Here is a 24,455-nt window from a genome sequence, read left to right as displayed (position 1 = left end):
GGCGGGGACGCCGGGTTGTGTCCGTTTGTTGTGTCCCTGCCGTCAGCGGCCGGTCTTTGCCCGCGCCTGCACGAGGTTGGCGAACGGCAGCTTCCCGAATTCCGCCAGGAACGCTGCGTGGTAGCCGGCTTCCGCGTCACCCAGCTGTTCCGGGGCCAGCTCCTTCCAAGCAATGGAGAGCGATCCGGCATCGGCGAGCTGCCAGATGGTCCGGCCATCCCAGTGCCCGGGCGGTTTTCCCTGCCCGAAGTCCACGAATTCCTGGATCTGCCGCCGCAGGCCCCTGCTGCCCTTGCTTCCCGGTCCGGCCTTCCCGATGTAAAGAACGACGGCGTCCTCCACCCACTCCGCGGTCAGCGCGGCTTCGGGAAGGGTCGGGTCCTTTTTCTTGAAGGTGCCCGCGGTGCTCTTCTTCAGGAAACGCGGCTGGAATCCTTGCGGGGCAACCACGGCGAACAGGCCTGTCCCTGCGGGATCCGCATGGTTTCGAGGTCGCGGACAGGGCGGAAGCCGGTGAAGCCGTCGGCTTTCAGGCCCTTCCTGGTGAACTGCATAGTGTCATTCAACAGCACCCGTGCTGCTGCCTTCTGTTTCTGCAGCGCGCACTTTGAACAGCTGCTCCGGGCATGGGGGTGCCATGGCCAAATTTCCCTGCCCACCCTCAGGGCGGAAGCGTAGAGTGGCCTAAGACGCCTGATTCTGACCACCTTGCTGTGAGGGAGAGATCGTGACGATTGACTGGGACGAAAAAAAAAGGCCCTGCTACAGGAACCGAACATCGCGAAGGTAACCCAGCTTTGCGACGAACTCATGGAGAGGAAGCCCGGCTCTACCGTGCCGTACATCGACCCCGTCCACGATGAGGATGAATGCCGGCTCGTCAGCCTGCAGGGGAGCCCCGGAAAAGGCACCGAGTCCGGTTTTGTCTCGCACAACAATGACGATGAAGCCGCCCGTCGGGCCACCCAGATCTACGAACTGGCCGAGCTCGACCCCCGCTACGTGATGCCGTGGAACGCCTACCCTTGGGTCCGGGAGCCCGGCAGCCCGTCAGCGCTGAGCGTTCAGGAAAAAACCGACGGCCTCCGCCCGTTCCGCCAGTTCCTCAAGATCAACGCACGCGTCTCGGCGATCATCGCCCACGGCACCGACGCCTCCGCCTTCCTCACCCTGTACGAAAAGACCTACCACTCCGCCCTGAAGAACAGCGGCATCAAGATCTACAAGGCGACAGCGCTCGGAGGCCGGGCGTTCGCAGTCTCCGAAGCCAAGCAGGAAGAACTCCTGGCCAAGAACGTCGAGACCTATAAAGACGCCATGCAGCGGGCCGGCATCCAGCACCTGTGACACCTGCCGCGCAGCAGGACGTCCTGGACTGGCTCCTGGCCGGTGACCCGGCCATCCGCTGGCAGACCCTGCGGGACCTGGCTGTTGCCCCTGCCGCGGAAGTCAGGGCCGAACGGAACCGGGTCGCCACCGAGGGCTGGGGGTCCCGCTTGCTTTCCCTGCAGGGATCGGACGGGCAGTGGGCGGGCGGCACGTACTGGCCGGCAGTGGACGATGACCCCGTCAACCAGCCCTGGACCGCAACCACCTACAGCCTCCTGCTCCTCCGCGATTTCGGCCTGGTCCCGGACAGCCCGCAGGCCCGCCGAGCCGTCTCACTCGTCAGGGAAAACAGCCGCTGGGAACAAGGAAACCAGCCGTTTTTCGAAGGTGAAGTTGAACCGTGCATCAACGGCATGGCCGCCGCGCTGGGCGCCTACTTCGGGCAACACGTGGACAGTGTGGTGCAGCGGCTGACGGGTGACCAGTTGCCCGACGGCGGCTGGAACTGCGAGGCCGAACGGGGATCCTTACGGTCCTCGTTCCACAGCACCATCTGCGTCCTCGAAGGACTCCTGGAGTACGAGCAGGCCACCGGAGGGACGCCGGCATCCCGGGCTGCCCGGGAAGGGGCTGAGGAATACCTCCTGGAGCGCCGGCTGATGCGTCGGAAATCAACCGGTGGCATCATCAGCGAGGACTGGCTGCTCTTCTCCTATCCGACCCGCTGGTTTTATGACGTCCTCCGCGGGCTGGACTACTTCCGGGCCACAGGAGCTGCCCCGGACCGGCGCCTGGCAGATGCTGTGGAGCTGGTCCGCATAAAACAGCAGCCAGACGGAACCTGGCTGCTGGAGAACACGCATCCCGGAAAGGTCCACTTCGAGCTGGAGGACGGCGATGGAAGCCCCAGCCGCTGGAACACACTGCGCGCCCTGCGGGTGCTGCGCTGGTGGGACGGTTCCTGACCCTCCACCACACGGGGTTTGCCTAACCCTCGAGGAGACGCCGCCGGTGCTTCAACTCTTTGACCCACGCCCTGGTGACCATGTCCGGGAAGGGCGAGCCGCCGTCGTCGTCCCCCTGTGAACCTTTGACGACGGCGAAGGCCGTTCCCGCCTCAAGGTCCGCCAGCAGCGGTCCCGACGCTTTAAGGGCTAGCTCCAGCACCTGGACGGCCGAGCGTTCCGGGAGTCCGAGCTCCGTTGCCCAGCCCAGGAAGTGGCGGCGCGAGATCCCCGTCCGCTTGCCGTCCAGGGTCAGGGCCAGGGTTTTGTCGCCGTAGACCACTGTGGAGGGGATGTCGTAGACGGGTGCGATCGCCCACTCGCCATGCGGCTGCTGGACCATGGAGACGTTCTTCGCATGCAGGTCGCCGTTGCCGGTGAGCCATGCGAAGGCGCCCTGGATGGCGAGGTTCCGGAGCGCGGGAAGCGGCGCCGAGCAATGTTCGGCCAGCGCATGGCAGACCTGCCCGTACCCCACGTTGTACTTGTCCGCCGGATAGAGCTTCAGAACCTGGGCCCCGTCCTCGACCGCCAGGCGCAGCACGTCATCCAGGCCTCCGCCGGGCAGGGGCACCCGGTCGAAGCGTTCCACCAGCAGGCCCGGCCGGCCGGCGATGTCGCGGATCAGCTGGACGCGGCTGAGCGGAATCCGGAGCCTGGCGGCATAGCGGAACATGACCAGTTCGTTCTCCACCACATGCGGGAACTCCGGGGCGTTGAGTTTGAGGATGAACCTTTTGCCAGCACTGGCCACCGGAAGCGAAATCATGCCTGCGGACAGCTTGTCCTGAACGCCGGCAAGCGCCACCGGGTCGATCAGGTCCGGATCACCCAGCAACTGGCCGAAATCCACGGGCTGTTTCTGGTCCAGCTCCACCGCGTGTTCGTCGGGGTCCAGCGGTTCCCCGTGGCCCACGATCTGCACGTCCCCCACCGGGTTTCCGCCCGCGGCGATGAGCAGGGACAGGTCATCGTCAGCACTGGTTTTGATGGAACGCCGCAGCGCGTTGAGCCGGCGGCCCTCGGGCAGCAGCCCCGTGAAGTATGGCGGGGCGGCCCCCGCGGCGGACAGGACAGGCTCGGGGCTGAGTGGCAGGGAGGAGGCGACGGCGGGTCCCCCGGACGCGAGGTAGGCCGGGAGGTAGCTGAACCGGGTTCCGCCGTCGTACCGTTCCAGCCTCGCCGCCAGGACGCCTGCCTTGTAGATATCGGCGATCCGGTGCCTCATGATGGTCCGCCTTCAGCACGTCCCGCTCCCGCCCGGGTACGGGCGGCCTGGCTGGTCCGGGTGGTGAGGTGCAGTTCAAGCCCCAGGGTGTCGAGGACCGCGACCAGCGAATCCAGCTGGATACTGGGCTTGCCCTGTTCCACGAACCGGACGAACCGTTCGGAGACACCTGCCATGTCGGCCAGGTCCCGCTGGGTAAGGCCGAGGACGGTGCGGCGAGAGCGCACTTCGCCAGCCAGGAAGTCCGTGAAGTGCTTGTCCATGATCGCCCTATAGGTACGTTCGTGCCGGTTAATGCTGTATCTGGAAGCTTAGTCCCGAAGCGGCCTGGAGAAAGAGAAAACCGGTACGAACGTGCCGCTAAACCCGGGCAACAACGAACCCTGCCGCCAACCGCAGGGGCATCCCGCATTGACACCAGTTGTGACCGGTGCCATGCTTAAAGCGTGAACCTGTCAGACAGCCGGACAGCAGGACAGCCTGCTCCCCTCCCCCTCGCGCGGCTCAGTGCTGCCGAGGCGGTGTTCAACGCCATCCGCGGCGACATTGAGGCCGGACAGATTCCCGTGGGCGGCAAGCTCAGCTCCGAGGCGACGCTCGCACAGCAGTACGGGGTGAGCCGGTCGGTGATCCGGGAAGCGCTGCGCTCCTGCACTGCTTTGGGCCTGACGGTCACCAAGACGGGCAAGGGCACGTTCGTCGTCGCCAACAAGGTGGCCAACGACCTCACCCTCGGCCAGTACTCGGCCCGGGACCTGACCGAGGCGCGCCCGCACATTGAAGTTCCGGCAGCCGGGCTGGCGGCGGAACGCCGGTCCGACGAGGAGCTCGAGACCCTCCGCCACATCGTGGCCGCCATGGCCACCGAAACGGATCCCGAGTCCTGGGTGGCCCTGGACTCCAGCTTCCACGCCACCATCGCGCGTGCCAGCGGCAACAAGGTGTTCGAAAGCGTGGTGGCGGACATCCGTGATGCCCAGGCACACCAGTCGGAAACACTGAATATGGTGGCCGACCGGCAGCACGCCTCAGACATTGAACACCAGCAGATCCTTGCAGCCATCGAGGCCGGCTCCGCCGCTGACGCGAGTGCGGCCATGGCCAACCACCTGCGCGCCGTGGGCGAGGCCCTCGACTCCATCCTCAACAACTAGCAACAAAGCAACCCCAAGGACCCCATGCCCTCCCCTGTGTTTTCCGCTGCCCGCATTGATGCCCCGGCACCATCAAGCCTGCCGCAGCACACTCCCCTGGTCGCCGCCATCCGCGACGGCCTGGTGGAGAGCGTCCACTACGGCTCGGCCATCGCCCTCGACGCCGACGGTTCCACGCTGGCAGCCGCTGGGGACCCGGCGACCCCCTTCTACCCCCGGTCCTCACTCAAGCCGCTGCAGGCCGTCGCCATGATCCGGGCCGGGCTCGAGCTCCCGGCAGACCTCCTGGCGCTGGCAGCGGCCAGCCACTCCGGCGCGGCAGAACACCGTGACGGCGCCCTGCGCATCCTCGACATGCACGGCCTGTCCGTCACCGACCTGGAAAACAGCACCGACCTCCCCTACGGCGGGGCCGAACGCGAAGACTGGCTGCGCACCGGCGGCCGCGCCACCCAGCTCACCCAGAACTGTTCCGGCAAGCATGCCGCCATGGCCGCAACCTGCGTCATCAACGGCTGGCCCGTCCAGGGCTACCTCCACCCGCAGCACCCGCTGCAGCAGCTCGTCCGGTCCACTGTCGTCGAACTGGCCGGCGAGGAACCGCCCGCCGTCAGCACGGACGGCTGCGGCACCCCGCTCTTCGCGCTGACGCTGGGCGGCATGGCCCGCGCCTTCGGCCGGATCGCCCAGGCCGCCTCCTTCGCGGCCCGAGACGACGACGGCGGCGCGGAAGCCGCCGTCGGCCTCGCCATGCAGCAGCACCCGGAGATGGTGGCCGGGGAAGGGCGCGACGTCACCGACCTCATGCGGCTGCTCCCGGGGGCCGTCGCCAAGGACGGCTTTGAAGGCGTCCAGCTGGTGGGCCTGCCCGACGGCCGCGCCGTGGCCGTGAAGATTTCCGACGGCGGCGACCGCGCCCGGATGCCCGCCACCGTGAGCCTGCTGGAGGCGATCGGCGTCGACACCGCCGCGCTGGCCGGCATCGCCACCGCCCCCGTGCTGGGCGGCGGACACCAGGTGGGCCTGCTGCAGGCCACCGACTTTTTGAGCAACAGCCTGTCCAAACCCGACAACGAAGCCCTGTGAGGACTCCCATGACCATCGTCGAAACCGCCGCGGACGACACTTCCGTTCCGACAACCCGGTCCGAGCACGACCTGCTCGGCGACAGGGACGTCCCGGCCAACGCCTACTGGGGCGTCCACACCCTCCGGGCCGTGGAAAACTTCCCCATCACCGGCCAGAAGCTCTGCTCCAACATGCACCTGGTCCGCGGCCTGGCAGCGGTCAAGCTTGCCGCCGCCCGCACCAACCGGGAGCTCGGGCTCCTCGACGCCGAACGCGCGGAAGCCATCGAGCAGGCGTGCCAGGACATCCTGAACGGGCACCTGGCCGACCAGTTCGTCGTCGACGTCATCCAGGGCGGTGCCGGCACGTCGTCGAACATGAACGCCAACGAGGTCATCGCCAACCGTGCCCTGGAAATCCTGGGCCATCCCAAGGGCGACTACGCGCGGCTGCACCCCAACGACCACGTCAACCTCAGCCAGTCCACCAATGACGTCTACCCCACCGCCGTGAAGCTGGGCACCATCTTCGCTGCACGGGAACTGGTGGACGCGCTGGCCGAACTTGAGGAAGCCTGCGCCGCCAAGGCCCTGGAATTCCGCACCGTGGTGAAAATGGGCCGCACCCAGCTGCAGGACGCCGTCCCCATGACCCTGGGACAGGAGTTCGGCACGTACGCCATCACCATCGGCGAGGACCGGCTGCGCCTGGCCGAAGCTGAACTGCTGATCCACGAGATCAACCTCGGCGCCACCGCCATCGGCACGGGCCTGAACGCACCCGCCGGCTACGCGGAGGCAGCCTGCCGGCACCTGGCCGAAGTTACCGGCCTGCCGCTGGTCACCGCCGTCGACCTCATTGAAGCAACCCAGGATGTGGGCGCCTTCGTCCACCTTTCCGGCGTGCTGAAGCGCGTGGCCGTGAAACTCTCCAAGATCTGCAACGACCTCCGCCTCCTCTCATCCGGCCCGCGTGCCGGCTTCGGCGAAATCAACCTGCCGGCCGTCCAGTCCGGCTCCTCCATCATGCCCGGCAAGATCAACCCGGTGATCCCGGAAGTGGTCTCGCAGGTGGCCTACGAAGTCATCGGCAACGACGTCACCATCACCATGGCCGCCGAAGCCGGGCAGCTCCAGCTCAACGCCTTCGAACCCGTCATTGTCCATAGCCTCCACAAGAGCATCTCCCACCTGGAAGCGGCGTGCCGCACCCTCACCGCACGCTGCATCCGGGGCATCACCGCCAACACCGAACACCTCCGCCGCACCGTGGAACAGTCCATCGGCCTGGTCACAGCCCTGAATCCCCACCTGGGCTATGCCACCGCGACCGCCATCGCGAAGGAAGCACTCGCCACCGGCAAGGGCGTGGCAGAACTCGTCCTTGAGCACGGCTCCTTACCGGTGCCCAGCTTCAGGAACTCCTCAGCCCCGAACGCCTGGCAAACCTCAGCAAGTCAGTCCCCGAACATCCCCGGACTTAGAAGGACACACCCATGACAAATCCCCCCCGTCACAGACCACACCATTCCCCCGCAGGCGCATGCATCGGAGCAGGCGCTGCACGCGGAGGATAAGGGTTACCACAAGAATTTGAAGCCGCGGCAGATCCAGATGATCGCGATCGGCGGTGCGATCGGGACCGGCCTGTTCCTGGGCGCCGGCGGCCGGCTCAACGCGGCCGGCCCGTCCCTGGTCATCGCCTACGCCGTGTGCGGGTTCTTCGCGTTCCTGATCCTGCGCGCCCTGGGCGAACTGGTCCTGCACCGGCCCTCCTCGGGCTCCTTCGTCTCCTACGCCCGCGAATTCTTCGGCGAAAAAGCAGCCTTCGTCTCCGGCTGGTTCTACTGGATCAACTGGGCCACCACCACCATCGTGGACATCACCGCCGCAGCCCTCTACATGAACTTCTTCGGCAACTACATCCCCTGGATGGCAGCCGTCCCGCAATGGGCCTGGGCCCTGACCGCCCTCATCGTCGTCCTCGCCCTGAACCTCGTCTCGGTCAAGGTCTTCGGCGAAATGGAATTCTGGTTCGCCCTGATCAAAGTCGCCGCCCTGGTCATCTTCCTCATCGTCGGCACCTACTTCGTCATCTTCGGCACCCCCGTCGACGGCCAACAAGTCGGCATCAGCCTCATCACCGACAACGGCGGCATCTTCCCCAACGGCCTGCTCCCCATGATCATCCTCATGCAAGGCGTCCTGTTCGCCTACGCCTCCATCGAACTCGTCGGCACCGCCGCCGGCGAAACCGAAAACCCCGAAAAAAATCATGCCCAAGGCCATCAACTCCGTCGTCTTCCGCATCGCCGTGTTCTACGTCGGCTCCGTCATCCTCCTGGCCCTGCTCCTGCCCTACACCTCCTACGAAAAAGGCGTCAGCCCCTTCGTCACCTTCTTCGGCTCCATCGGCATCCAAGGCGTAGACGTCATCATGAACCTCGTCGTCCTCACCGCCGCCCTGTCCTCCCTCAACGCCGGCCTCTACTCCACCGGCCGGATCCTGCGCTCCATGTCCGTCAACGGATTCGCCCCCCCAATTCGCCTCCCGCATGAACAAAGCAGGCGTCCCCTACGGCGGCATCGCCATCACCGCCGCCGTCTCCCTCCTCGGCGTCCCCCTGAACTACCTCGTCCCCGCCCAAGCCTTCGAAATCGTCCTCAACGTCGCCTCCGTCGGCATCATCATGACCTGGGCCACCATCGTCCTGTGCCAAATCCAACTCAAACGCTGGGCAGACAAAGGCTGGCTGCAACGCCCCACCTTCCGCATGATCGGCGCCCCCTACACCGGCTACCTCTCCCTGCTCTTCCTCGCAGGCGTCCTGGCCATGGTCTTCATCGAATCCCCCCTCACCATGCTCGTCACCGCCATCGCATCCATCCTCATGGTCATCGGCTGGTACGCCTGCCGCACCCGCATCCACGAAATCGCCGCAACCCGCGACGGCCACACCGGAGTATCTCCGGTGGTCGCGAACCCGCCCGCGGAGACGTTCAAGAAGTAACCCTTCGGAACGTCCGACGGCGGCACCCCGGGTTCCACAACCATGGAACCCGGGGTGCCGCCGTCAGGGTTTAAGCAGTAAGCCGGAAGCTACCGCTCCGGTTTGACCACCATCGCCGAGCCTCCGCCACGCCTGACCGGTTCGGCGACAGCCGTCACGGTTCTTCCGTCGAGGTCGAACTCGATGGCCGTGGCGGCGCCGATCTCGGCGGCTGAGGTAAAGGCATCGCCTGCCGGCACCAGCTTGTGTCCAAACCGGGCCGTAAGGTCAGTTCCGTACTGGTCGATAAATGCCGGTTCGGCAGTCACGTTGGCGGTATTCCTCTGCGTGGCCCGGGGTGCGGCCAAGGCATCCTCGATGCTCATGCCGAAGTCGATCCGGTTGATCAGCGTCTGCAGGACGGTGGTGATGATGGTGGAACCACCCGGCGAACCGAGTGCCAGGAAGGGCTCGCCGTCCTTGAGCACAATGGTGGGCGACATCGAGGAGCGCGGCCGCTTGCCCGGCTCGATGCGGTTGGCTTCCGTCGGGTTGTAAACGGTGTTGAAGTCGGTGAGCTCGTTGTTGAGGATGAAGCCGCGGCCCGGAACCGTGATGCCTGATCCGCCGGTCTGCTCGATGGTGAGCGTGTACTCCACCACATTGCCCCATTTGTCGGAGACAGTGAGGTTGGTGGTGGAGATGTTCTCCGTGTCCTTCTCATCCGCGAGCGCTGCCGGTTTGACCGGGCAGACGCCGTCGTACGAGGTGACGTCGCCAGCGGGGACCGGCTTGGTTGCCGCCTTCAGCGGATTGATTTCGCAGGCCCGTTCCTTGCCGAAAACCTCGTCCAGGAGCGCTTCCGTTGGTACGTCCACGAACGCCGGATCACCCACGTACTTCCCGCGGTCGGCGAAAGCCAAGGCCGTTGCCTCGAGATAGTGGTGGAGGGCAGCGGCCCGGTCCGCCTTGGCCACGGCCGGCAGGTCGAACGTCTCGAGGATATTCAACGCTTCACCCACGGTAGTACCGCCACTGCTGGAGGGTGCCATCCCGTACACGTCGTAGCCGCGGTAGTTCACATGCGTGGGGTCCTGGTCGATGGCACGGTACTTTGCGAGGTCCTGCGCGGTCATGAAGCCCTTGGGAACGGGAAGCTTCGTGGCCGGGTCCTTCGGCGGGTTCTGCACTGTCTTGGCGATCTCATCCGCGAGCGGGCCCTCGTAGAACGCCCGTGTTCCCTCATCTGCCAACAGCCGGTAGGTGTCGGCGAGGTCCTCGTTTTTCAGTACTGAGCCAACAACCGGAAGTTGACCGCCCGGCAGGAAGAGCTCAGTGGTGGCCGGGAATGCCCTGAAACGCTCGTCATTGTCATCAGTCTGCTGGCGGAAGGTCTCGTCCACCACGAACCCGCGCTCAGCTACCTCGATGGCCGGTTCCAGTGCCTTCGCCAGGCTGAATTTGCCCAGCGTTCCAGCGCCCGCTCCCACGTGGCCGGGGTTCCCGGGACGCCCACCGAGACTCCGCTGGTGACCAGTTCGGGCGTGAAGTTGTACGGCTTGCCGTTGGCGGGATCAATAAACGCATTGGTGGGCATTGCCGCCGGCGCCGTCTCTCGGCCGTCGATAGTGTGGATTTTCCCGCTGTTCGCGTCGTAGTAGACAAAATAGCCGCCGCCGCCGATCCCGGCGCTGTATGGCTCCGTGACGCCGAGGGTGGCGGCAGCTGCGACGGCGGCGTCAACAGCGTTTCCGCCCTTGCTGAGAACTTCGATGGCGGCAGCCGAAGCCTCGGGGTCGACAGTGCTGACGGCACCTCCGCGGCCTTCGGCTACAGGTTCCTTGGCGGTTTGGTACTGATGGTCGGCTTTGTGGGCAGAGGCAGGGCTCATGATCGCCCCTGTGGTCACGCTCATCGCCAGCGCAGCCGTAACGGCTCCTAGCCGGCGTCCCAGATGTGGCATGGTTGCTCCTGATGGGGGTGCGGGTGAGGTGGGGCACACGTTACTCCTCAGGGATGGGACACTCAACGGCTCCGCCTACCCCGCCGGCGGCCCGCCCTACCCTTTATCGGTGCCATGCTGGCATTGTTGGCTTACACCAAGAGCGCGGGTCCTGGCGCCAGGACCCGGAAAGGCGGGAAGGCTGATGCCCGGATCCAAACTTGCCATCGTCGGGGCCGGCAGCGTGGGAACCTCCCTGGCCTATGCCGCACTCATCCGCGGTTCGGCCAGCAACATTGCGCTGTTCGACGTCAACTCCGGCAAAGCGGAAGCAGAAGTGCTGGACCTCGCGCACGGCACGCAGTTCGCAGCGGGGGCCACTTCAGTCACGGGCGGAGGTGACATCGGCGTGACGGAGGGTGCCGACGTCGTGGTCATCACAGCCGGCGCCAAGCAGGAACCGGGACAGACCCGGCTCGACCTGGCCGGGACCAACGTCCGCATCCTCGAACAGCTGATGCCGAAGCTGCTGGAGAGAGCACCTGATGCGGTCTACGTCCTGGTCACCAATCCCTGCGATGTGCTCACCGTCGCTGCCCGGCAAATTACCGGACTGCCGGCGGGCCGGATCTTCTCGTCCGGCACTGTGCTGGATACGTCCCGGCTCCGCTGGCTCCTGGCACGCCACGCCGGTGTTTCGGTGGCAAGCGTCCACGCCAGCATGGTGGGCGAACACGGAGACACCGAATTCCCAGTGTGGTCCGGGGCCAGGATCGGGCCGGTGCCCATCCGCGAATGGACGTCCGGCAGCGGGCGGACGTTCACCCAGGAGCACCTCACTGACACCGCGCGGGAAGTGACCCAGGCGGCCTACAAGGTCATCGCCGGCAAAGGAGCAACCAACTACGCGATAGGCCTGTCCGGTGCCCGCATCGTGGAAGCCCTGCTCCGGGACGAGAATGCTGTCCTGCCTGTGTCCACCGTTCTTGACGGCCAGTACGGGATTTCAGGAGTGGCGCTCTCATTGCCCAGCATCGTGGGCGCCAAGGGTGTCCTGCGCGTCCTGGACACCCCAATGGACCAGGACGAGCTGGCAGCCCTGCAACACTCCGCGGACACCCTGCGGAACACCCTCTCCACCCTCGGGCTCTGAATCCACGCGGGCGGCAATCCTTCCAGGAAGCCGTAATGCAACGCCGCCGCAACCTTCCGCCCGCCGCCGTTCGCTAAGCTCGGCAGTGGCACGAACATGCCGGCTCAATGACGAACCACCCGGGAGATTAGGCGGCTATGACCAACTGGCGAATCAGGGACTTCCACTCGGCTGACCTGGACGGGATCCTGCATCTCTGGGAAACCCTTAAGGCGAGCAACGTCGAGCCGGTCTACGCCCTCTCCGAGGTGCTTGCCTCCTGCGAGAAGGACCATGCCGTGGTGGCGGTGCAGGGCGAGCAGGTGGTGGGCGCCGCCGTCGGACGCGCCGCGCACGACCAGGGCTGGATCGTCTTCCTGGCCACCCTCCCCGAATACCGCGGCCGCGGGATAGGCACCTCGCTGCTGGCCGCCGTCGAAAACCGGATGGCACCCCACGGCCTGAACAAGCTTTCGGCGCTGATGCCGGACTCCGAAACGCGCGTGGAGGCATTCCTGGGCCGCGGCTTCGCGCTGAAGAAGAACCTGCGGTACTTCGAGCGGACCATCCCCGTCCAGCGGCAGGAGCTGGGTGCGCTGGGCCAGCTGGGTGGCCGCGTCCTGGCCCGCGACCTGTGGGAAAACGTGGCCGGCATGCACCGGGAGAAGGAACTGCTGGAACGCCGGCTGGTGCTTCCACTGGCCGAAGCGGACCTGGCCGATGAATTCGGCGTGGTCCCGCCACGCGCCGTGGTCCTCTTTGGCCCGCCCGGCACCGGCAAGACCACCTTCGCGAAGGCCATCGCTTCCCGCCTGGAATGGCCATTTGTCGAAGTCTTTCCGTCCCGCCTGGCGGCTGATCCCCAGGGCCTGGCCGGGGCGCTGCGCGAAACTTTCCTGGAGATCGCGGAACTGGAACACGCGGTGGTGTTCATCGATGAAGTGGAAGAGATCGCCTCGCAGCGGTCCGGTGAACCGCCGTCGCCGCTGCAGGGCGTCACCAACGAACTCCTGAAGATCATCCCCGCCTTCCGCGAACAGCCGGGCCGCCTGCTGGTGTGCGCCACCAACTTCATCCGCGCGCTCGATTCGGCGTTCCTGCGGCACGGCCGGTTCGATTACGTCATCCCCATCGGCCTGCCCGACCGCCACGCACGCGAAGCCATGTGGCAGCGCTTCATCCCCGCACCCGTGGTGGACGACGTGGACGTCGAGCTCCTGGTGGAACGCACCGAGGGCTTCTCCCCCGCGGACATCGAGTATGCCGCCCGCAGCGCCTCCCAGCGCGCGCTGGAAAAGGCCGTGTACGACGACGGCGGGCTGGCCTCCGGAGCGCGGCCGTCAGTCCGGGAAGCGGTGCGGAAAGGACCGTCCACCCAGGACTACCTGGATGCCATCGGCGAAACCCGCACCACCGTCAGCGAGGAAGTCCACCAGGACTTCCTCGAGGACATCGACGCCCTCGCGCGCGTCTGAAAGGCCCGGGACTTTCTGCCCTTACCTCCGCACCGGGCGGGCACCAGTATCGAGGTATGGCACACATTGTTATCCCTTACGGGACCTCCGAGGGCCAGACGGCCCGGATCGCGGAGTTTATTGCCGACGTCCTGCGGGCCCACGGACACGACGTGGAGCCCGTGGACCTGAAACACTCGGACCACCTTCTGGCCGGCAAGTATGACGCCGCCATCGTGGGCGCTTCCATCCACATGGGGAAGCACGAGGAATACGTCCGGGACTTCGTGCTGAAGAACCGCGAAGCGCTGGAAGGGATCCCTTCTGCGCTGTTCTCCGTCAGCCTGGCCGCGCACGGCGACATGGAAAACGCCGAACAATACGTTGCCCAGTTCGAGGAGGAGACGGGCTGGCACCCTGCCCGGGTGGCCCTTTTCAGCGGGGCCCTGCTGTATACACAGTACGGGTTCCTCAAGCGCATGGTGATGAAGAAGATCGCTCAGGACAAAGGCGGCCTGGACACCGATACGTCCCGCGACTACATCTATACGGAATGGGACGGCGTCCGGCGGTTTGCCGAGGACTTCGCTGCCGGCCTGGAGCCGAAAGCGGTCCAGAGTAATCTTTGAGGCATGTCCTCGAACCCTCTCCGGCATGCCTTCGCGCGCATGGGCGGCCGTGATCCGCATGAAAAACATCGGGCCGCGACGCCCCTGGAACTCTTCTTTGACCTGACCTTTGTCATCGCCTTCGGGGTGGCGGGCAGCCAGTTCGCCCACGAGATCGCCGAGGCCCACTTTGTGGAGGGCCTCATGGCGTTTTCCTTTGCGATGTTTGCGGTGATCTGGGCCTGGATCAACTTCACCTGGTTTGCCAGCGCCTATGACACGGACGACTGGGTGTTCCGGGTGGTCACCATGGTCCAGATCGTGGGGGTGCTGATCCTCACGATGGGGATCGAACCGATGTTCCACTCGATTGTGGAGGGTCGGCACGTGGACAACCGCGTCATCGTGGCCGGCTACGTGATCATGCGGCTTGCCCTGGTAACGCAGTGGATCCGGGCGTCCCGCCAGGATCCCGCGCGCCGCCAGACGTGCCTGCGCTACGCCAAATACCTTGCCCTCGTACAGCTCGGCTGGATCGCCGTGCTGGTTGTGGACACCGATGTAGCCACCACATTCCTTCTGGTGATCCCCCTGGTGGCACTGGAAATGGCCACGCCCTATGCGGCGGAACGCGATGAGAGGACCCCATGGCACGCACACCATATCGCCGAGCGGTACGGGCTGCTGGCCATCATCGCCTTGGGCGAGTGCCTGATCGGCGCGATTGAAACCCTGCGGGCGATCGTGGCGAACCACGGCTGGAGCGTGGACGCGGCACTGGTCGGCTTCGGCGGTACGGCCCTGGCCTTCGGGATGTGGTGGGTGTACTTCATGCTGCCGGCCGGACGGGCCCTGCACCTGAGGCGGCACCGCTCATTCCTTTTCGGCTACGGCCACATTCCCATCTTCGCGGCGATTGCGGCCACCGGCGCAGGGCTGCATGTGGCGGCGTACTACATCGACCATGAGGCACACATCAGTGCGGCAGCGGCCGTCGCCTCCATCGCCGTCCCGGTTGCTGTCTTCAAACTTGCCCTGACCTGGCTGTACAGCACCATGATGGGGCCGGACCGGACGGTGATTGCGGTTGCCGCCGGAATCATGGTGGTCCTGGCCGGGGCCGTTGCCATGGCGGCTTTGGGGGCCTCGGTCCCGGTGTGCATGCTGGTCATGGTGCTGGGGCTGGCGGCGTCCATCGTCATCGATGAGCGCCGCGGAGCCGAGCGGCTGCACACCGCGCTGCAACGGCTTGAAGCAGGAACTACCGCTCCCCAGCCCTAACGTCAGCCGATGCGGCGCCGGCGCCCGCTTCACCATAGGAGAGATTCTCGTAGTCGGTGGTGTCTTCCTCGTCCAGGCGGTCGTCCAGCTCCTCCAGCAGCCACGGATTCACCCGGGCCAGGATCTTGCGGACCTCCTCCACCTCGACGGCGGCGTACAGCACGGGCCGGGCGTCGCGGTATTTGGTGACCGGCGGTTTGTCCGGCCATTTCTCAGCAAGGGCTTTGACCCTTTCCGGCAGGGAGTTGTGGGCGTTGTCCGCAATCTTGACCAGGGCAGCGTCGTGGTCCTCGGCGATCTCGCGAATCCCGGCCTGGTAATCGTCCGGGTTGCTGTGAAGCCGGTTGGTGACCCGCTCAATAATCTCCACGGCGCGCTCGGAAACGCCCATGTCCAGCAAGGCCTGCCGGGTGATCGGAGTGTCCTCGGCGATATCGTGCAGGTATCCCGCGATCCGGATATCGTCGTCGAAGTCGGCCAGGGCGTCGCCCACAGCCAGGACGTGTTCCCGGTAAGGCCTCTTCAACTTGTCCTTCTGCCGGTTGTGGGCCACCTCGGCAAGGACTTTGGCAGTCTCTACGGTGAACCTTGGGGCCGGACCGTGGGCCGGAAAATGGTCATCTGACATACCCCAAGCCTACGGGCCGCTCCAGACCCATGGCTGCCGCGGGAGCGTAGCCGGATTGAACGCTGCCAACGCCTGCTCCAGGGTGCCGGCGGGAAGGTTCAGGGAGGCGAGAAGACGGTCCCGCACGGCATTAGCGGAGACGCCCGCCCCGGCAAGGTCGGCAAGCGTCACTGCCCCGTCCCGCTTTGCCAGCCGGGCGCCGTCGGAGTTGACCACCAAGGGAACATGGGCATATTCCGGAAGCGGAATATTCAAGAGGGATGCCAGATAGGCCTGCCGTGGCGTGGACGGAAGCAGGTCGTCACCCCGGACCACCTGGTCCACGCCCTGGTCCGCATCGTCCACCACCACGGCAAGGTTGTAAGCCACCACGCCGTCGTTTCGGCGCAGGACAAAGTCGTCCACCACGCCAGGAAATTCGCCGTGCAGGACATCGTGGACGGTGAACTCCTGGACCGCAGACCGCAGCCGGATGGCCGCGGGCCGGATGGAGCGCTTGAACTCCCGCTCCGCGGGTCCAGGTTCCGGCAGGTGCCGGGGTAGGCGCCCTGCGGGGCGTGCGGGGCCGAGGGCGCCTCCTGAATTTCCCGGCGGGTGCAGAAGCACTCGTAGGTAAGGCCGGCATCACCGAGCCGCCGGATGGCATCCTCGTAGAGCCGGCCACGGGCAGTCTGCCGGACCACGCCGCCGTCCCATGTCACCCCGACCGCCTCAAGGTCCCGCAACTGCACTGCCTCCGCACCGGCCCGCGCACGGTCCAGGTCCTCGACCCGGAGCAGGAAGCTCCGCCCCGTGGAGCGGGCAAACAGCCACGCCAGCATGGCGGTGCGCAGATTGCCCACGTGAAGCTCACCGGAAGGACTGGGGGCAAAGCGGCCGGCAGACGTCATGGATCCAGCCTATGCGGACAACACAAGAGCCCCTCAGCTACCGATTGCTACGGAAATCCGATGATCGGTGGCTCAGGGGCTCTTGCCGTGAAAGGTGCGGAATGACGATGCGTGAACAAGAGTCAATCAGCGGCGGCCTCCTTGCGGGAAGCGGTCTGCAGCGTCCGGGTGGTGTGCCGAAATGCCGTTGGCCTGCGGGTTCCGGCGGTAGCCGTTGCCCAGTTGCCAATATTTCAGCAGAGATCCTACAGTTGGTGCAACCGGCACGGATTGCACTGGTCAATCCGATCAATCTCTCCCCGCTTCAGAGACAGGAACTGATCAGATTGCAGGAACTGGACCCGACCGACAAGCGGATTCTTCGCGCCCTCGACGAGGACCCGCGCGTGCCCATCATGGTGCTGGCACAGCGGTTGGGACTGGCGCGCGGAACGGTGCAGACGCGGTTGGAACGCATGGCGGCGTCAGGTGCGCTTCGCCCCAACAGCAGCAGGGTGCTCCCCGCCGCCCTGGGACGCGGGGTGGCCGCATCCGTCAGTGCGGAGCTCGACCAGAGCCACCTCAACGAGGCCATCGCGGCTCTGCGCAAAATCCCCGAAGTCCTCGAATGCCACGCCCCGGCCGGGGATACCGACCTGCTGATCAGGGTTGTCGCCACCAGCCCGGACGACCTTTACCGGGTTTCCGAGGAGATCCGGCTGTGCCCGGGCATCGTGCGCACCTCCACCAGCATGTTCCTCCGGGAAGTCATCCCTTACCGCACCACCGGGCTGCTCGCAGCAGACTGACCAAGCCCCGGCCGCCCCTTCGACGGGCACCGGGGACCTCTCCCCATCGCCGCCTGCCACCCGTCCCGGTTAGGCTGACAGCCGGGATATCCAATCGGGGGGGAATCATGGCGGGGACGTTCTACGGTGGCGACGTTGGGCAGCTCCGGCAGCTGGCCAAGGAGCTGGCGGGCGGGGCCAACAAACTGGACGCCCTGAGCCAGCAGCTGGGCAGTACCATCAGCGCCGGCCTGTGGAAGGGGCGCGACGGCGACCGGTTCCGCGGCGAATGGTCCTCATCCCACGTGAAGCTCCTAAAGTCCGCGACAGCCGGGCTCGAGGCGGCATCCAAGGTGCTTCTCGCCAATGCAGACGAACAGGAGCGGGCCAGCACGGGCAGCGGCCCGGGCGGTTCAGGGGGCGCCGGCGGTTCAGTGGGCGCCGGTGGTTCCGGGGGCGCTGGCGGTTCCGGCGATGGGACAGCCCAGAACCTGACCGATACCCTCACCGCCATGACACCGGAGGAACGCCGGGAGTACCTGCAAAGCGGCGAATTCGAACGGTGGGCGCTGGCCAACCCTGACGCGGCGAAGGCTGCCCTGGATGCGGCCGCGGACTCAGGCCTGATCGACAAGAACTCGCCGGAATACGCGGACTTCCTCAGCTCCTACTGGAACAACCAGGCCATGCTGGACATGGGCATCGACCCCGCCAGCTGGGATACCTCCAGGGGCACGGAGCCCAACTGGGAAACCATCCGGAGCGTCTACGACTTCTACGGCCAGGCCTACCTTGCCAACCCCGACCTGCAGTGGGCCGGAATGGCGAACATGATTGGTCCGTCCTTCGCCGGCGGCTTCCGTGACATGGCCATGCTGCGTGACCTCGCGCAGCAGATCGCCGATAACCCCGCCGCCGATATCCCCGTGCCGGTCCTCGACGAGATCGAGCAGTTGGCCGGCATGACGGACGCAGGAGATCCGCTTTTACGAAACCAGCATGCTGGACATGAACAAGGAGATCTTCCTGGACCAGGCCCGGCAGCACCAGGCCTACCTCAACGGCGGACTGGACGAAATCAACCGGCTCAGGGACTCCGGCGCCATCGACGCCGGAACGGCCGATGCGTGGGCGGACATCGACTCCGGTGACCCGGACCGCGTGCAGGAAGGAAACACGGCCCTGCTGTACCGGGAGCAGAACGAGATCATCGCCGACGACTACGACAACATGCGCGGGCACCCGGGAGGGGAAGCCGTGACGTACATGGTGACCCTGGCCGGCGACCCCTCCATCCCGGGAGCCAGGAGCTACCCGGAGGTGTTCCCTTACACCTTCAGCGTGGAGAGCCCCGGCCCAGAGAACATTCCGCTGACCAGCTGGGACAACCCCGCGCAGTTCCGCACCGACTTCACCACCGGCTTCCCGGACGGCAACATCGCCAATGCGGACCAGCGCTGGGAACTGATCCGGCAGGATACGCTGCCGGCCTACCAGGACCTGCTGGCCACGGACCCGGACCAGGCAGCCCGGATCATCGGTTCGGACTTCGATGCCCGCGTGGACCAGTACCGTCCCACCAACAACATCCCGGGAATCATGGACAGGTTCCTGGGCGGCTTTGACACGGAGGTCCACCAGTGACTCCACCCTGCACAGCACCGGCCCGCCACACAAGGCGCGCCATCGCCGTCGTTCTCTTCCTCCTGCCCGCGCTGGCCGCAACACTTGCCCTCAGCGCCTGCCAGCCCGCCGGACCCGCCGATCCCACCTCCGCCTCATCCTCGCCAGGGAGCACCGTGAAAACTTCAGAATTCTCCACACTCGATGCCCCCGGCGTGGACACCATCCGCGAAACACAGGCGGCCCGCCTGGACATGAGCTCCGGCCGGCTCGACAAAGCCGCCGTCCGGGTGGCGGCTGACAGCTATGGCCCCGAAATCAACACCCGCGGCGCCGGCAAGATCAGCCTGAGCATCGCGGCGCCCCACGGCGAAATCACCGCGGAGACGGACCGGATCAGGTTCAACACCACGGCCAGGCGCGCCGACTTCAGCGAGGTGACCTACTTCCTCACCGCGGATTCCCTCGACGAGTACGTGGCACTCATCCGCGACGGCGTGGAACGGTACGGGATCTCCGAGGCCTCGGCAGAGGACTGGATCAGCAGCACCCAGGCAGCTCCGGATTCAAAAAGCGACTTCTCCATCACGCCAGGCACGGCCACCGGACTGACGGTCAACTACGACCTGAGGTACGACGGCGGCAAGGACACCCAGGTGATCATCGTCCACGTCCTGCCTGCGGAGTGAGCGGACGGTTAGACAGGCGGGCCGGCGTTGGACTTCAGGTTCTTCATCACCAGTGTTGAGGTGAGCCGTTCGACGCCGGGCAGGGACGTCAGTTCGGCGTCGTAGAAGCGCTGGTAGGCGGGCAAGTCCTCCGCGATGACCTTGAGCAGGTAATCCGGCGAGCCGAAGAGACGCTGCGCCTCCACGATGTTGGGATGGTCCGCCACCCGGTTCTCGAAAATCTCCATGGTGGGCCTGTCCACCTGCCGGAGCGTCACGAACACGATCGCCTCAAACCCCAGGCCCACCGCCGCGGGGTCGATGTCCGCCTTGTACCCCCGGATCACGCCCGACTTCTCCAGGTCGCGCAGCCGCCGGTGGCAGGGCGCCACGGTCAGGCCCACCTTTGCGGCGAGTGCGGTGGCAGTCATCCTGCCGTCCTCTTTCAGGTGGCGCAATATATTCCTGTCAACAGCGTCAATCACGCAATAATCCTACTGCCCATGCCGGGTGGCGGGCGAAAAGAGGACAGCACTTCCGGGCCGGAAGTCCCTATCGTTTCTCCTGAGAGAACCGACAGGAGAAACCCCATGAATCCGGAGCTGTTCCTGGCCTTCATACTGGTAGCGGCCGCCCTGGCGTGCACTCCAGGCGTGGACTGGGCCTACACCATCACCGCCGGCTTAAGGCAGCGCAGCTTCGTTCCCGCGGTGGCCGGCCTCTGCGGCGGGTACGTCCTCCATACCGTCCTGCTGGTCGCGGGACTGGCGGCGCTGCTGGCCGGAATGCCCGGGGTCCTGGGATGGATCACCCTGGCCGGCGCCGCCTACCTGATGTGGCTGGGCGTCAGCACCCTGCGCTCGTGGCGCGGCGCGTCCTTCAGTGCGGCAGGCGCCGTCGTCCCTCCCGCCGGAAGCCAGCTCCGCGCATTCTTCCAGGGCATGGGCACCAGCGGGATCAACCCGAAGGGCCTCCTTTTCTATGTGGCCCTGATCCCGCAGTTCGTCAGCGCCGAGGCATCCCTGCCCGTGCCCGTGCAGTCCGGGCTGCTGGGCATGACCTTCGTGGCGCTGGCGGGCCTGGTGTACACCGCCGTCGCACTGCTCTCCCGGACGCTGCTGCAGAGCCGGCCCGGGGCAGCACGCGCCGTGACCCTGGCAAGCGGTGTCATCATGGTGCTGCTTGCCGTGGTCCTGCTGGGCGAGCAGCTGGTGCCGCTGCTCGCCGCCGCAGCTAGTCCCCGCTGAGCTTCTTCCAGTCCTGTTCCCAGATGCGGCGCATCTCCTCGTCCTTGCGGATGGGAATGGGTGCGGCGATCTCACGCTGCGGCTCGGGATCCGGCCGGCGCCTGCCCCAGTCGCGCGGGTTCAGGGACCGGCGGCTGGACTCCAGCACCAGCAGTGCCCGGTCCGTCATGGCATCGTTCCGCAGCACCATGTGCGTCTTGCGGCGGCGCAGGACCTCACCGATTGCCTCATGGGCGGCCTCATAGCGCCCCTCCCTGCGCAGGGCGCGCGCCCGCACGAGGAGCAGCGCCGCGGAGAGGTCATCCGCGTTCAGCAGCCCTTCCGTCCAGTCGATCACGGTCCGGCTGCGTCCCAGCGTCAGCGCCAGCGAGCAGCGCGTCAGGGCCATGGGGAGCGACGGCGGCAGGCCGGTCAGCGCGTCCAGCGCCGCTTCCGTCCGGCCGGTTTCGCGCAGCGAGTGGGACAGGGCAAGGAACACGGATTCTTCGCTGAAGAGGACCGGTATCTCCACTCGCTCGGCAAGTTCGATCCGGGTGACGATCCTGGTGAGGTAGGTGGACGAGTAGCGGTTCGCATCCTCGTCATTGCGGATGGTGAGCCCGCGGTGCAGCAGCTCGGAGGCGCGCAGGTAGCCACCGTGCTTGTACGCGAGCAGCCCGGCCATCAGGTAGCACAGTCCCGCCCAGCCGGGGTGGGCGCGGGCCAGCGTGATCAACCGCTCGGGCTCCCGGCTGGTGAAGACGGCTTCGTGGACGGCCTTGGCCGGCTTGGGCAGGAGGAGCTTCAGGCGGGGGACGTCGCCGTCGATGGACAGCAGGGCAGGGTTCCGGCCACCCAGCACGCCGGTGAGCAGGCCCCCCCACTCCCCCGGCCAGGTCGTGGACGGGCGTACGGAGCTGCGGGTTCCCGAAAGGGGTGAGGTCCCGGCTGTCCCAGTAGATCGGTGCAGTGTCCCCGGCGGTCATCTTTCCATGCTAACCGGACCGTTGCATGAACCATTCGGTGAAGGAGGCGGCACGGCCGGTGCCGTCAAACCGGATCACCCACAGGTTGTCATAGGTGGGCCGGTCACCCGAATAGGTGGTAAGCCCCTGGACGAAGGCGGTATTGCCGTCGGTTCCCAGCAGCTCCCAGCTGAACGTCCAGTCCCCGGGCTCGTCCCGGGCGGCCAGCCAGCGGTCCACAATGTCGTCGCGGCCCACCCAGGGGTCCGGGTCCGCGGGCCGGGTCTCGTACCGGGCGTCTGGTGTGAACAGGGCGCTGATGTCCTCGGGCAGGTTGCTGCTCCAGGCCGCCTGGTACTTTTCCATCCAGGCCTGGACCTGTTCCAAAGCTGAACTTGGCTCGATCATGCCTCCGGTTTTACGCGGCAGTATTCCTGGCTGCAAGCCGTTCAACCGCCGGCGGCGGCAATCCACACCCCGATGACCCACGTGCTGGCCGCAAGGGACGCGAGCCCGAATTCGGCCAGCATGCCCAGCCCCGTGGCTTTGAGGGCTGCCCAGCTGGAGGTGGCCGCCCGGCCGATGTTGCGGGTGCGAAGGAATTCGCTGAGCAGCAGGCCGGCCGCGAAGCCGACGAAGAGTCCCACGACCGGGATGATGAACATGCCGATCACCCCGGCCACGAGGGCAGCCACGATGCTGTGGCTTGGAATGGCGTGTTGCTTGAGTTTCCTGCCGGTGAGCACGGCACTGGCGGCCATGCCGGCGGCGACGAACAGCATGGCGACGGCGAAGACCACCCAGCCTGCCGTCCCCGCGCCGCCCCAGATGGCCCAGGCCAGGAGGCTGGCTCCGATCAGGATGCTGCCCGGAAGGACCGGGATGACGGTGCCGGCCACCCCCACGAGGATCGCCAGGCCGCACAGGACGGTCACCACGGTCTCGGAGTTCATGCACCCCAGTGTATGGCCGCCGCCCTTAACCCCCGACGGCGGCGCCTCCTGTCGCAAGGAGGCACCGCCGTCGTAATTTCAGGGGAGCTACTGTGCTGCCGCCGCGGCGGCAACGGCTGCGGTGACGGCGGGGCAACCCGCGGATCCAGCGGGCTGGGAACGATGTAGTCCGCGGACAGGTCCTCGGCCGCAAGTTCGGCGATGGCCCGGGCTGCCGCCAGTTTCATGGCGGGGGTGATGCGGCGGGCACCGGCGTCCAGGGCACCCCGGAAGATGCCGGGGAAGGCCAGGACGTTGTTGATCTGGTTGGGGAAGTCGCTGCGCCCGGTGGCCACCACGGCGGCGTACTTCACGGCCACCTCCGGGAGGACTTCGGGGTCCGGGTTGGAGAGCGCGAACACGATGGAGTCCTGGTTCATGAGCGCGAGGTGGTCCTCGTCCAGCTTGGAGGAGGAGACGCCGATGAAGACGTCAGCGCCGGCGAGTGCCTCGGCCGGCCCCCCGGCCACGCCGCGCGGGTTGCTGCGGCCGGCGATATCGGCCTTCTTGCTGGTGGCGTCCGCGGCCAGGTCCGGGCGCTGGCTGTTGATGACGCCGCGGGAGTCCAGCAGGACAACATCGCTGATGCCGGCGGCCAGCAGGATTTCGGCGACGGCGATGCCGGCGGCACCTGCGCCGGACACCACCACGCGGAGGCCCGCAAGGCCGCGGCCGGTGACCTTGGCGGCGTTGGTCAGGGCGGCGAGGGCCACCACGGCGGTGCCGTGCTGGTCGTCGTGCATGACGGGGCAGTCCAGTGCTTCGATGAGCTTTTCCTCGAGTTCGAAGCAGCGCGGCGCCGAAATGTCCTCAAGGTTGACGGCGCCGAAGCTGGGGCGGAGCCGGACCAGGGTTTCCACGATCTCGTCAACATCGCTGGTGTTGAGGACCAAGGGGATGGAGTCGAGGTCGCCGAAGGTCTTGAACAGGGCCGACTTGCCCTCCATGACGGGCAGGGAGGCGCTGGGGCCGATGTTGCCCAGGCCCAGCACGGCGGTGCCATCGCTGACCACGACCACCAGGCGCTCGGCCCAGGTCAGGGTGCGGGCGAGTTCCGGCTGCTTGTGGATGGCACGGCTGACTTCGGCCACACCGGGCGTGTAGGCGATGGACAGGTCCCGCTTGTTGGACAGCGGGGCGGTGGTGCCGATGGTCAGCTTGCCGCCCTGGTGGGCGCTGAAGATCTCGTCCTCGGTCAGCGGGGTGGCAGCGGAATCGTCGATGGCGGTGATTGCGTCAATGGACACGTCGTTGTCTCCTGGTGCTCGCCGTGCGCGCACGGCACATGGAAGCCCGGCGCCCGGGCGGGCGCAGGCAAGGGGAATGGTGCGACAGGAAACCCAGGGGTGGCGGGTCCGCGGGAGCGTGGGGCTGTTGTGTTCCTCCCTGTTGCTCCGGTTCCTCCATGGTAGGCAGCGGTTTCCGGGGCCGGCCGACGATTTGACACAGCCTGCGGCCGCCAAAACGCTTGAGCAAGCGCACTTGTGACCCACGTCACGTGATAAAG

General features: G+C 66.4%; 18 protein-coding genes and 7 pseudogenes. 14 read left to right on the top strand and 11 right to left on the bottom strand.

Annotated elements, in window-relative coordinates:
• Positions 1 to 42: 42 nt before the first annotated feature.
• Positions 43 to 554, bottom strand: a pseudogene (locus tag ACPEE0_RS21490) (hypothetical protein).
• Positions 555 to 834: 280 nt separating this feature from the next.
• Between ACPEE0_RS21490 and ACPEE0_RS21485 the strand changes: the two are divergent.
• Together ACPEE0_RS21485 and ACPEE0_RS21480 are read left to right on the top strand one after the other, a co-directional pair.
• On the top strand, positions 835 to 1,347 hold the full coding sequence (locus ACPEE0_RS21485; RefSeq protein ID WP_424575208.1) for a uracil-DNA glycosylase: 513 nt from the start codon (positions 835 to 837) through the stop codon (positions 1,345 to 1,347).
• Positions 1,344 to 2,294, top strand: coding sequence for a hypothetical protein (locus ACPEE0_RS21480; RefSeq protein WP_009358827.1), 951 nt, complete (start codon positions 1,344 to 1,346; stop codon positions 2,292 to 2,294). The genes ACPEE0_RS21485 and ACPEE0_RS21480 overlap by 4 nt, the downstream gene beginning before the upstream one ends.
• Before the next feature lie 22 nt (positions 2,295 to 2,316).
• Here ACPEE0_RS21480 and ACPEE0_RS21475 read toward each other — a convergent pair whose 3' ends face one another.
• Positions 2,317 to 3,561, bottom strand: coding sequence for a type II toxin-antitoxin system HipA family toxin (locus tag ACPEE0_RS21475; RefSeq protein ID WP_009358826.1), 1,245 nt, complete (start codon positions 3,559 to 3,561; stop codon positions 2,317 to 2,319).
• Positions 3,558 to 3,824, bottom strand: a complete 267-nt coding sequence (locus ACPEE0_RS21470) for a helix-turn-helix transcriptional regulator (protein WP_009358825.1) — start codon at positions 3,822 to 3,824, stop codon at positions 3,558 to 3,560. The genes ACPEE0_RS21475 and ACPEE0_RS21470 overlap by 4 nt, the downstream gene beginning before the upstream one ends.
• A gap of 183 nt (positions 3,825 to 4,007) precedes the next feature.
• Here ACPEE0_RS21470 and ACPEE0_RS21465 point away from each other — a divergent pair, with 183 nt between their 5' ends.
• The 4 genes and pseudogenes from ACPEE0_RS21465 to ACPEE0_RS21450 all read left to right on the top strand — a co-directional run bounded on the left by ACPEE0_RS21465 (position 4,008) and on the right by ACPEE0_RS21450 (position 8,793).
• The gene (locus ACPEE0_RS21465; RefSeq protein WP_009358824.1) at positions 4,008 to 4,715 is read left to right on the top strand and encodes a FadR/GntR family transcriptional regulator; all 708 of its coding nucleotides are present in this window, start codon (positions 4,008 to 4,010) and stop codon (positions 4,713 to 4,715) included.
• A 24-nt stretch (positions 4,716 to 4,739) separates the two neighbouring features.
• A complete protein-coding gene (locus tag ACPEE0_RS21460) occupies positions 4,740 to 5,801 on the top strand; it encodes an asparaginase (RefSeq protein WP_009358823.1) in 1,062 nt (353 codons plus the stop codon).
• Between the two features lie 8 nt (positions 5,802 to 5,809).
• Positions 5,810 to 7,266, top strand: a pseudogene (locus tag ACPEE0_RS21455) (aspartate ammonia-lyase).
• Positions 7,267 to 7,285: 19 nt separating this feature from the next.
• Positions 7,286 to 8,793 (top strand): annotated as a pseudogene (locus ACPEE0_RS21450) (amino acid permease).
• Between the two features lie 89 nt (positions 8,794 to 8,882).
• On the opposite strand, the pseudogene ggt reads toward ACPEE0_RS21450, so the two are convergent.
• Positions 8,883 to 10,735, bottom strand: a pseudogene (gene ggt / locus ACPEE0_RS21445) (gamma-glutamyltransferase).
• A gap of 184 nt (positions 10,736 to 10,919) precedes the next feature.
• Between ggt and ACPEE0_RS21440 the strand changes: the two are divergent.
• From ACPEE0_RS21440 to ACPEE0_RS21425, 4 genes are all read left to right on the top strand, one after another.
• Positions 10,920 to 11,867 (top strand): L-lactate dehydrogenase, encoded by a 948-nt coding sequence (locus tag ACPEE0_RS21440; RefSeq protein ID WP_424575207.1) that lies wholly within the window; start codon positions 10,920 to 10,922, stop codon positions 11,865 to 11,867.
• 137 nt (positions 11,868 to 12,004) lie between these two features.
• Positions 12,005 to 13,321, top strand: coding sequence for an ATP-binding protein (locus ACPEE0_RS21435; protein ID WP_009359186.1), 1,317 nt, complete (start codon positions 12,005 to 12,007; stop codon positions 13,319 to 13,321).
• Positions 13,322 to 13,377: 56 nt separating this feature from the next.
• On the top strand, positions 13,378 to 13,929 hold the full coding sequence (locus tag ACPEE0_RS21430) for a flavodoxin domain-containing protein (RefSeq protein WP_354176216.1): 552 nt from the start codon (positions 13,378 to 13,380) through the stop codon (positions 13,927 to 13,929).
• A 3-nt stretch (positions 13,930 to 13,932) separates the two neighbouring features.
• On the top strand, positions 13,933 to 15,189 hold the full coding sequence (locus ACPEE0_RS21425; RefSeq protein ID WP_354176214.1) for a low temperature requirement protein A: 1,257 nt from the start codon (positions 13,933 to 13,935) through the stop codon (positions 15,187 to 15,189).
• On the opposite strand, the gene ACPEE0_RS21420 is transcribed toward ACPEE0_RS21425, so the two are convergent.
• Positions 15,170 to 15,817, bottom strand: a complete 648-nt coding sequence (locus ACPEE0_RS21420; RefSeq protein WP_407710232.1) for an HD domain-containing protein — start codon at positions 15,815 to 15,817, stop codon at positions 15,170 to 15,172. The two genes, ACPEE0_RS21425 and ACPEE0_RS21420, sit on opposite strands and share 20 nt — an antisense overlap.
• Before the next feature lie 9 nt (positions 15,818 to 15,826).
• Positions 15,827 to 16,707 (bottom strand): annotated as a pseudogene (gluQRS, locus tag ACPEE0_RS21415) (tRNA glutamyl-Q(34) synthetase GluQRS).
• 326 nt (positions 16,708 to 17,033) lie between these two features.
• Here gluQRS and ACPEE0_RS21410 point away from each other — a divergent pair.
• The 3 genes from ACPEE0_RS21410 to ACPEE0_RS21400 all read left to right on the top strand — a co-directional run bounded on the left by ACPEE0_RS21410 (position 17,034) and on the right by ACPEE0_RS21400 (position 19,786).
• Positions 17,034 to 17,495, top strand: coding sequence for an Lrp/AsnC family transcriptional regulator (locus ACPEE0_RS21410; protein ID WP_009359183.1), 462 nt, complete (start codon positions 17,034 to 17,036; stop codon positions 17,493 to 17,495).
• Positions 17,496 to 17,602: 107 nt separating this feature from the next.
• Positions 17,603 to 18,625: a WXG100 family type VII secretion target gene (locus ACPEE0_RS21405; RefSeq protein ID WP_424575206.1), complete on the top strand. Its 1,023-nt coding sequence runs from the start codon at positions 17,603 to 17,605 to the stop codon at positions 18,623 to 18,625.
• 489 nt (positions 18,626 to 19,114) lie between these two features.
• Positions 19,115 to 19,786 carry a hypothetical protein gene (locus ACPEE0_RS21400; RefSeq protein WP_009359182.1) on the top strand — a complete coding sequence of 224 codons (672 nt, stop codon included), beginning with the start codon at positions 19,115 to 19,117 and terminating at the stop codon, positions 19,784 to 19,786.
• 8 nt (positions 19,787 to 19,794) lie between these two features.
• Here ACPEE0_RS21400 and ACPEE0_RS21395 read toward each other — a convergent pair whose 3' ends face one another.
• The gene (locus ACPEE0_RS21395) at positions 19,795 to 20,250 is read right to left on the bottom strand and encodes an Lrp/AsnC family transcriptional regulator (RefSeq protein ID WP_083875100.1); all 456 of its coding nucleotides are present in this window, start codon (positions 20,248 to 20,250) and stop codon (positions 19,795 to 19,797) included.
• Positions 20,251 to 20,355: 105 nt separating this feature from the next.
• Here ACPEE0_RS21395 and ACPEE0_RS21390 point away from each other — a divergent pair, with 105 nt between their 5' ends.
• Positions 20,356 to 21,012, top strand: a complete 657-nt coding sequence (locus ACPEE0_RS21390; RefSeq protein WP_009359180.1) for a LysE family translocator — start codon at positions 20,356 to 20,358, stop codon at positions 21,010 to 21,012.
• On the opposite strand, the pseudogene ACPEE0_RS21385 reads toward ACPEE0_RS21390, so the two are convergent.
• From ACPEE0_RS21385 to ACPEE0_RS21370, 4 genes and pseudogenes are all read right to left on the bottom strand, one after another.
• Positions 20,999 to 21,977 (bottom strand): annotated as a pseudogene (locus ACPEE0_RS21385) (hypothetical protein). The gene ACPEE0_RS21390 and the pseudogene ACPEE0_RS21385 sit on opposite strands and share 14 nt — an antisense overlap.
• Positions 21,978 to 21,986: 9 nt before the next feature.
• Positions 21,987 to 22,364, bottom strand: a complete 378-nt coding sequence (locus tag ACPEE0_RS21380) for a nuclear transport factor 2 family protein (RefSeq protein WP_035753655.1) — start codon at positions 22,362 to 22,364, stop codon at positions 21,987 to 21,989.
• Positions 22,365 to 22,405: 41 nt separating this feature from the next.
• Positions 22,406 to 22,909, bottom strand: a complete 504-nt coding sequence (locus ACPEE0_RS21375) for a DUF456 domain-containing protein (RefSeq protein ID WP_009359178.1) — start codon at positions 22,907 to 22,909, stop codon at positions 22,406 to 22,408.
• Between the two features lie 87 nt (positions 22,910 to 22,996).
• A pseudogene (locus ACPEE0_RS21370) lies at positions 22,997 to 24,195 on the bottom strand (NAD(P)-dependent malic enzyme).
• Positions 24,196 to 24,455 lie beyond the last annotated feature (260 nt).

It is taken from the genome of Arthrobacter sp. SD76, assembly GCF_049726125.1.
GTDB classification, from domain to species: Bacteria; Actinomycetota; Actinomycetes; order Actinomycetales; family Micrococcaceae; genus Arthrobacter; species Arthrobacter nitrophenolicus.
Note: the sequence above shows the minus strand (reverse complement) of the source record. Positions and strands in the feature narration are given on the sequence as shown.

Coding starts and splice junctions, on each gene's coding strand:
- ACPEE0_RS21435 (WP_009359186.1), top strand. CDS start 12,005: ATGACCAACTGGCGAATCAGGGACTTCCACTCGGCTGACCTGGACGGG.
- ACPEE0_RS21405 (WP_424575206.1), top strand. CDS start 17,603: ATGGCGGGGACGTTCTACGGTGGCGACGTTGGGCAGCTCCGGCAGCTG.
- ACPEE0_RS21375 (WP_009359178.1), bottom strand. CDS start 22,909: ATGAACTCCGAGACCGTGGTGACCGTCCTGTGCGGCCTGGCGATCCTC.
- ACPEE0_RS21440 (WP_424575207.1), top strand. CDS start 10,920: ATGCCCGGATCCAAACTTGCCATCGTCGGGGCCGGCAGCGTGGGAACC.
- ACPEE0_RS21420 (WP_407710232.1), bottom strand. CDS start 15,817: ATGTCAGATGACCATTTTCCGGCCCACGGTCCGGCCCCAAGGTTCACC.
- ACPEE0_RS21390 (WP_009359180.1), top strand. CDS start 20,356: ATGAATCCGGAGCTGTTCCTGGCCTTCATACTGGTAGCGGCCGCCCTG.
- ACPEE0_RS21425 (WP_354176214.1), top strand. CDS start 13,933: ATGTCCTCGAACCCTCTCCGGCATGCCTTCGCGCGCATGGGCGGCCGT.
- ACPEE0_RS21460 (WP_009358823.1), top strand. CDS start 4,740: ATGCCCTCCCCTGTGTTTTCCGCTGCCCGCATTGATGCCCCGGCACCA.
- ACPEE0_RS21470 (WP_009358825.1), bottom strand. CDS start 3,824: ATGGACAAGCACTTCACGGACTTCCTGGCTGGCGAAGTGCGCTCTCGC.
- ACPEE0_RS21380 (WP_035753655.1), bottom strand. CDS start 22,364: ATGATCGAGCCAAGTTCAGCTTTGGAACAGGTCCAGGCCTGGATGGAA.
- ACPEE0_RS21475 (WP_009358826.1), bottom strand. CDS start 3,561: ATGAGGCACCGGATCGCCGATATCTACAAGGCAGGCGTCCTGGCGGCG.
- ACPEE0_RS21430 (WP_354176216.1), top strand. CDS start 13,378: ATGGCACACATTGTTATCCCTTACGGGACCTCCGAGGGCCAGACGGCC.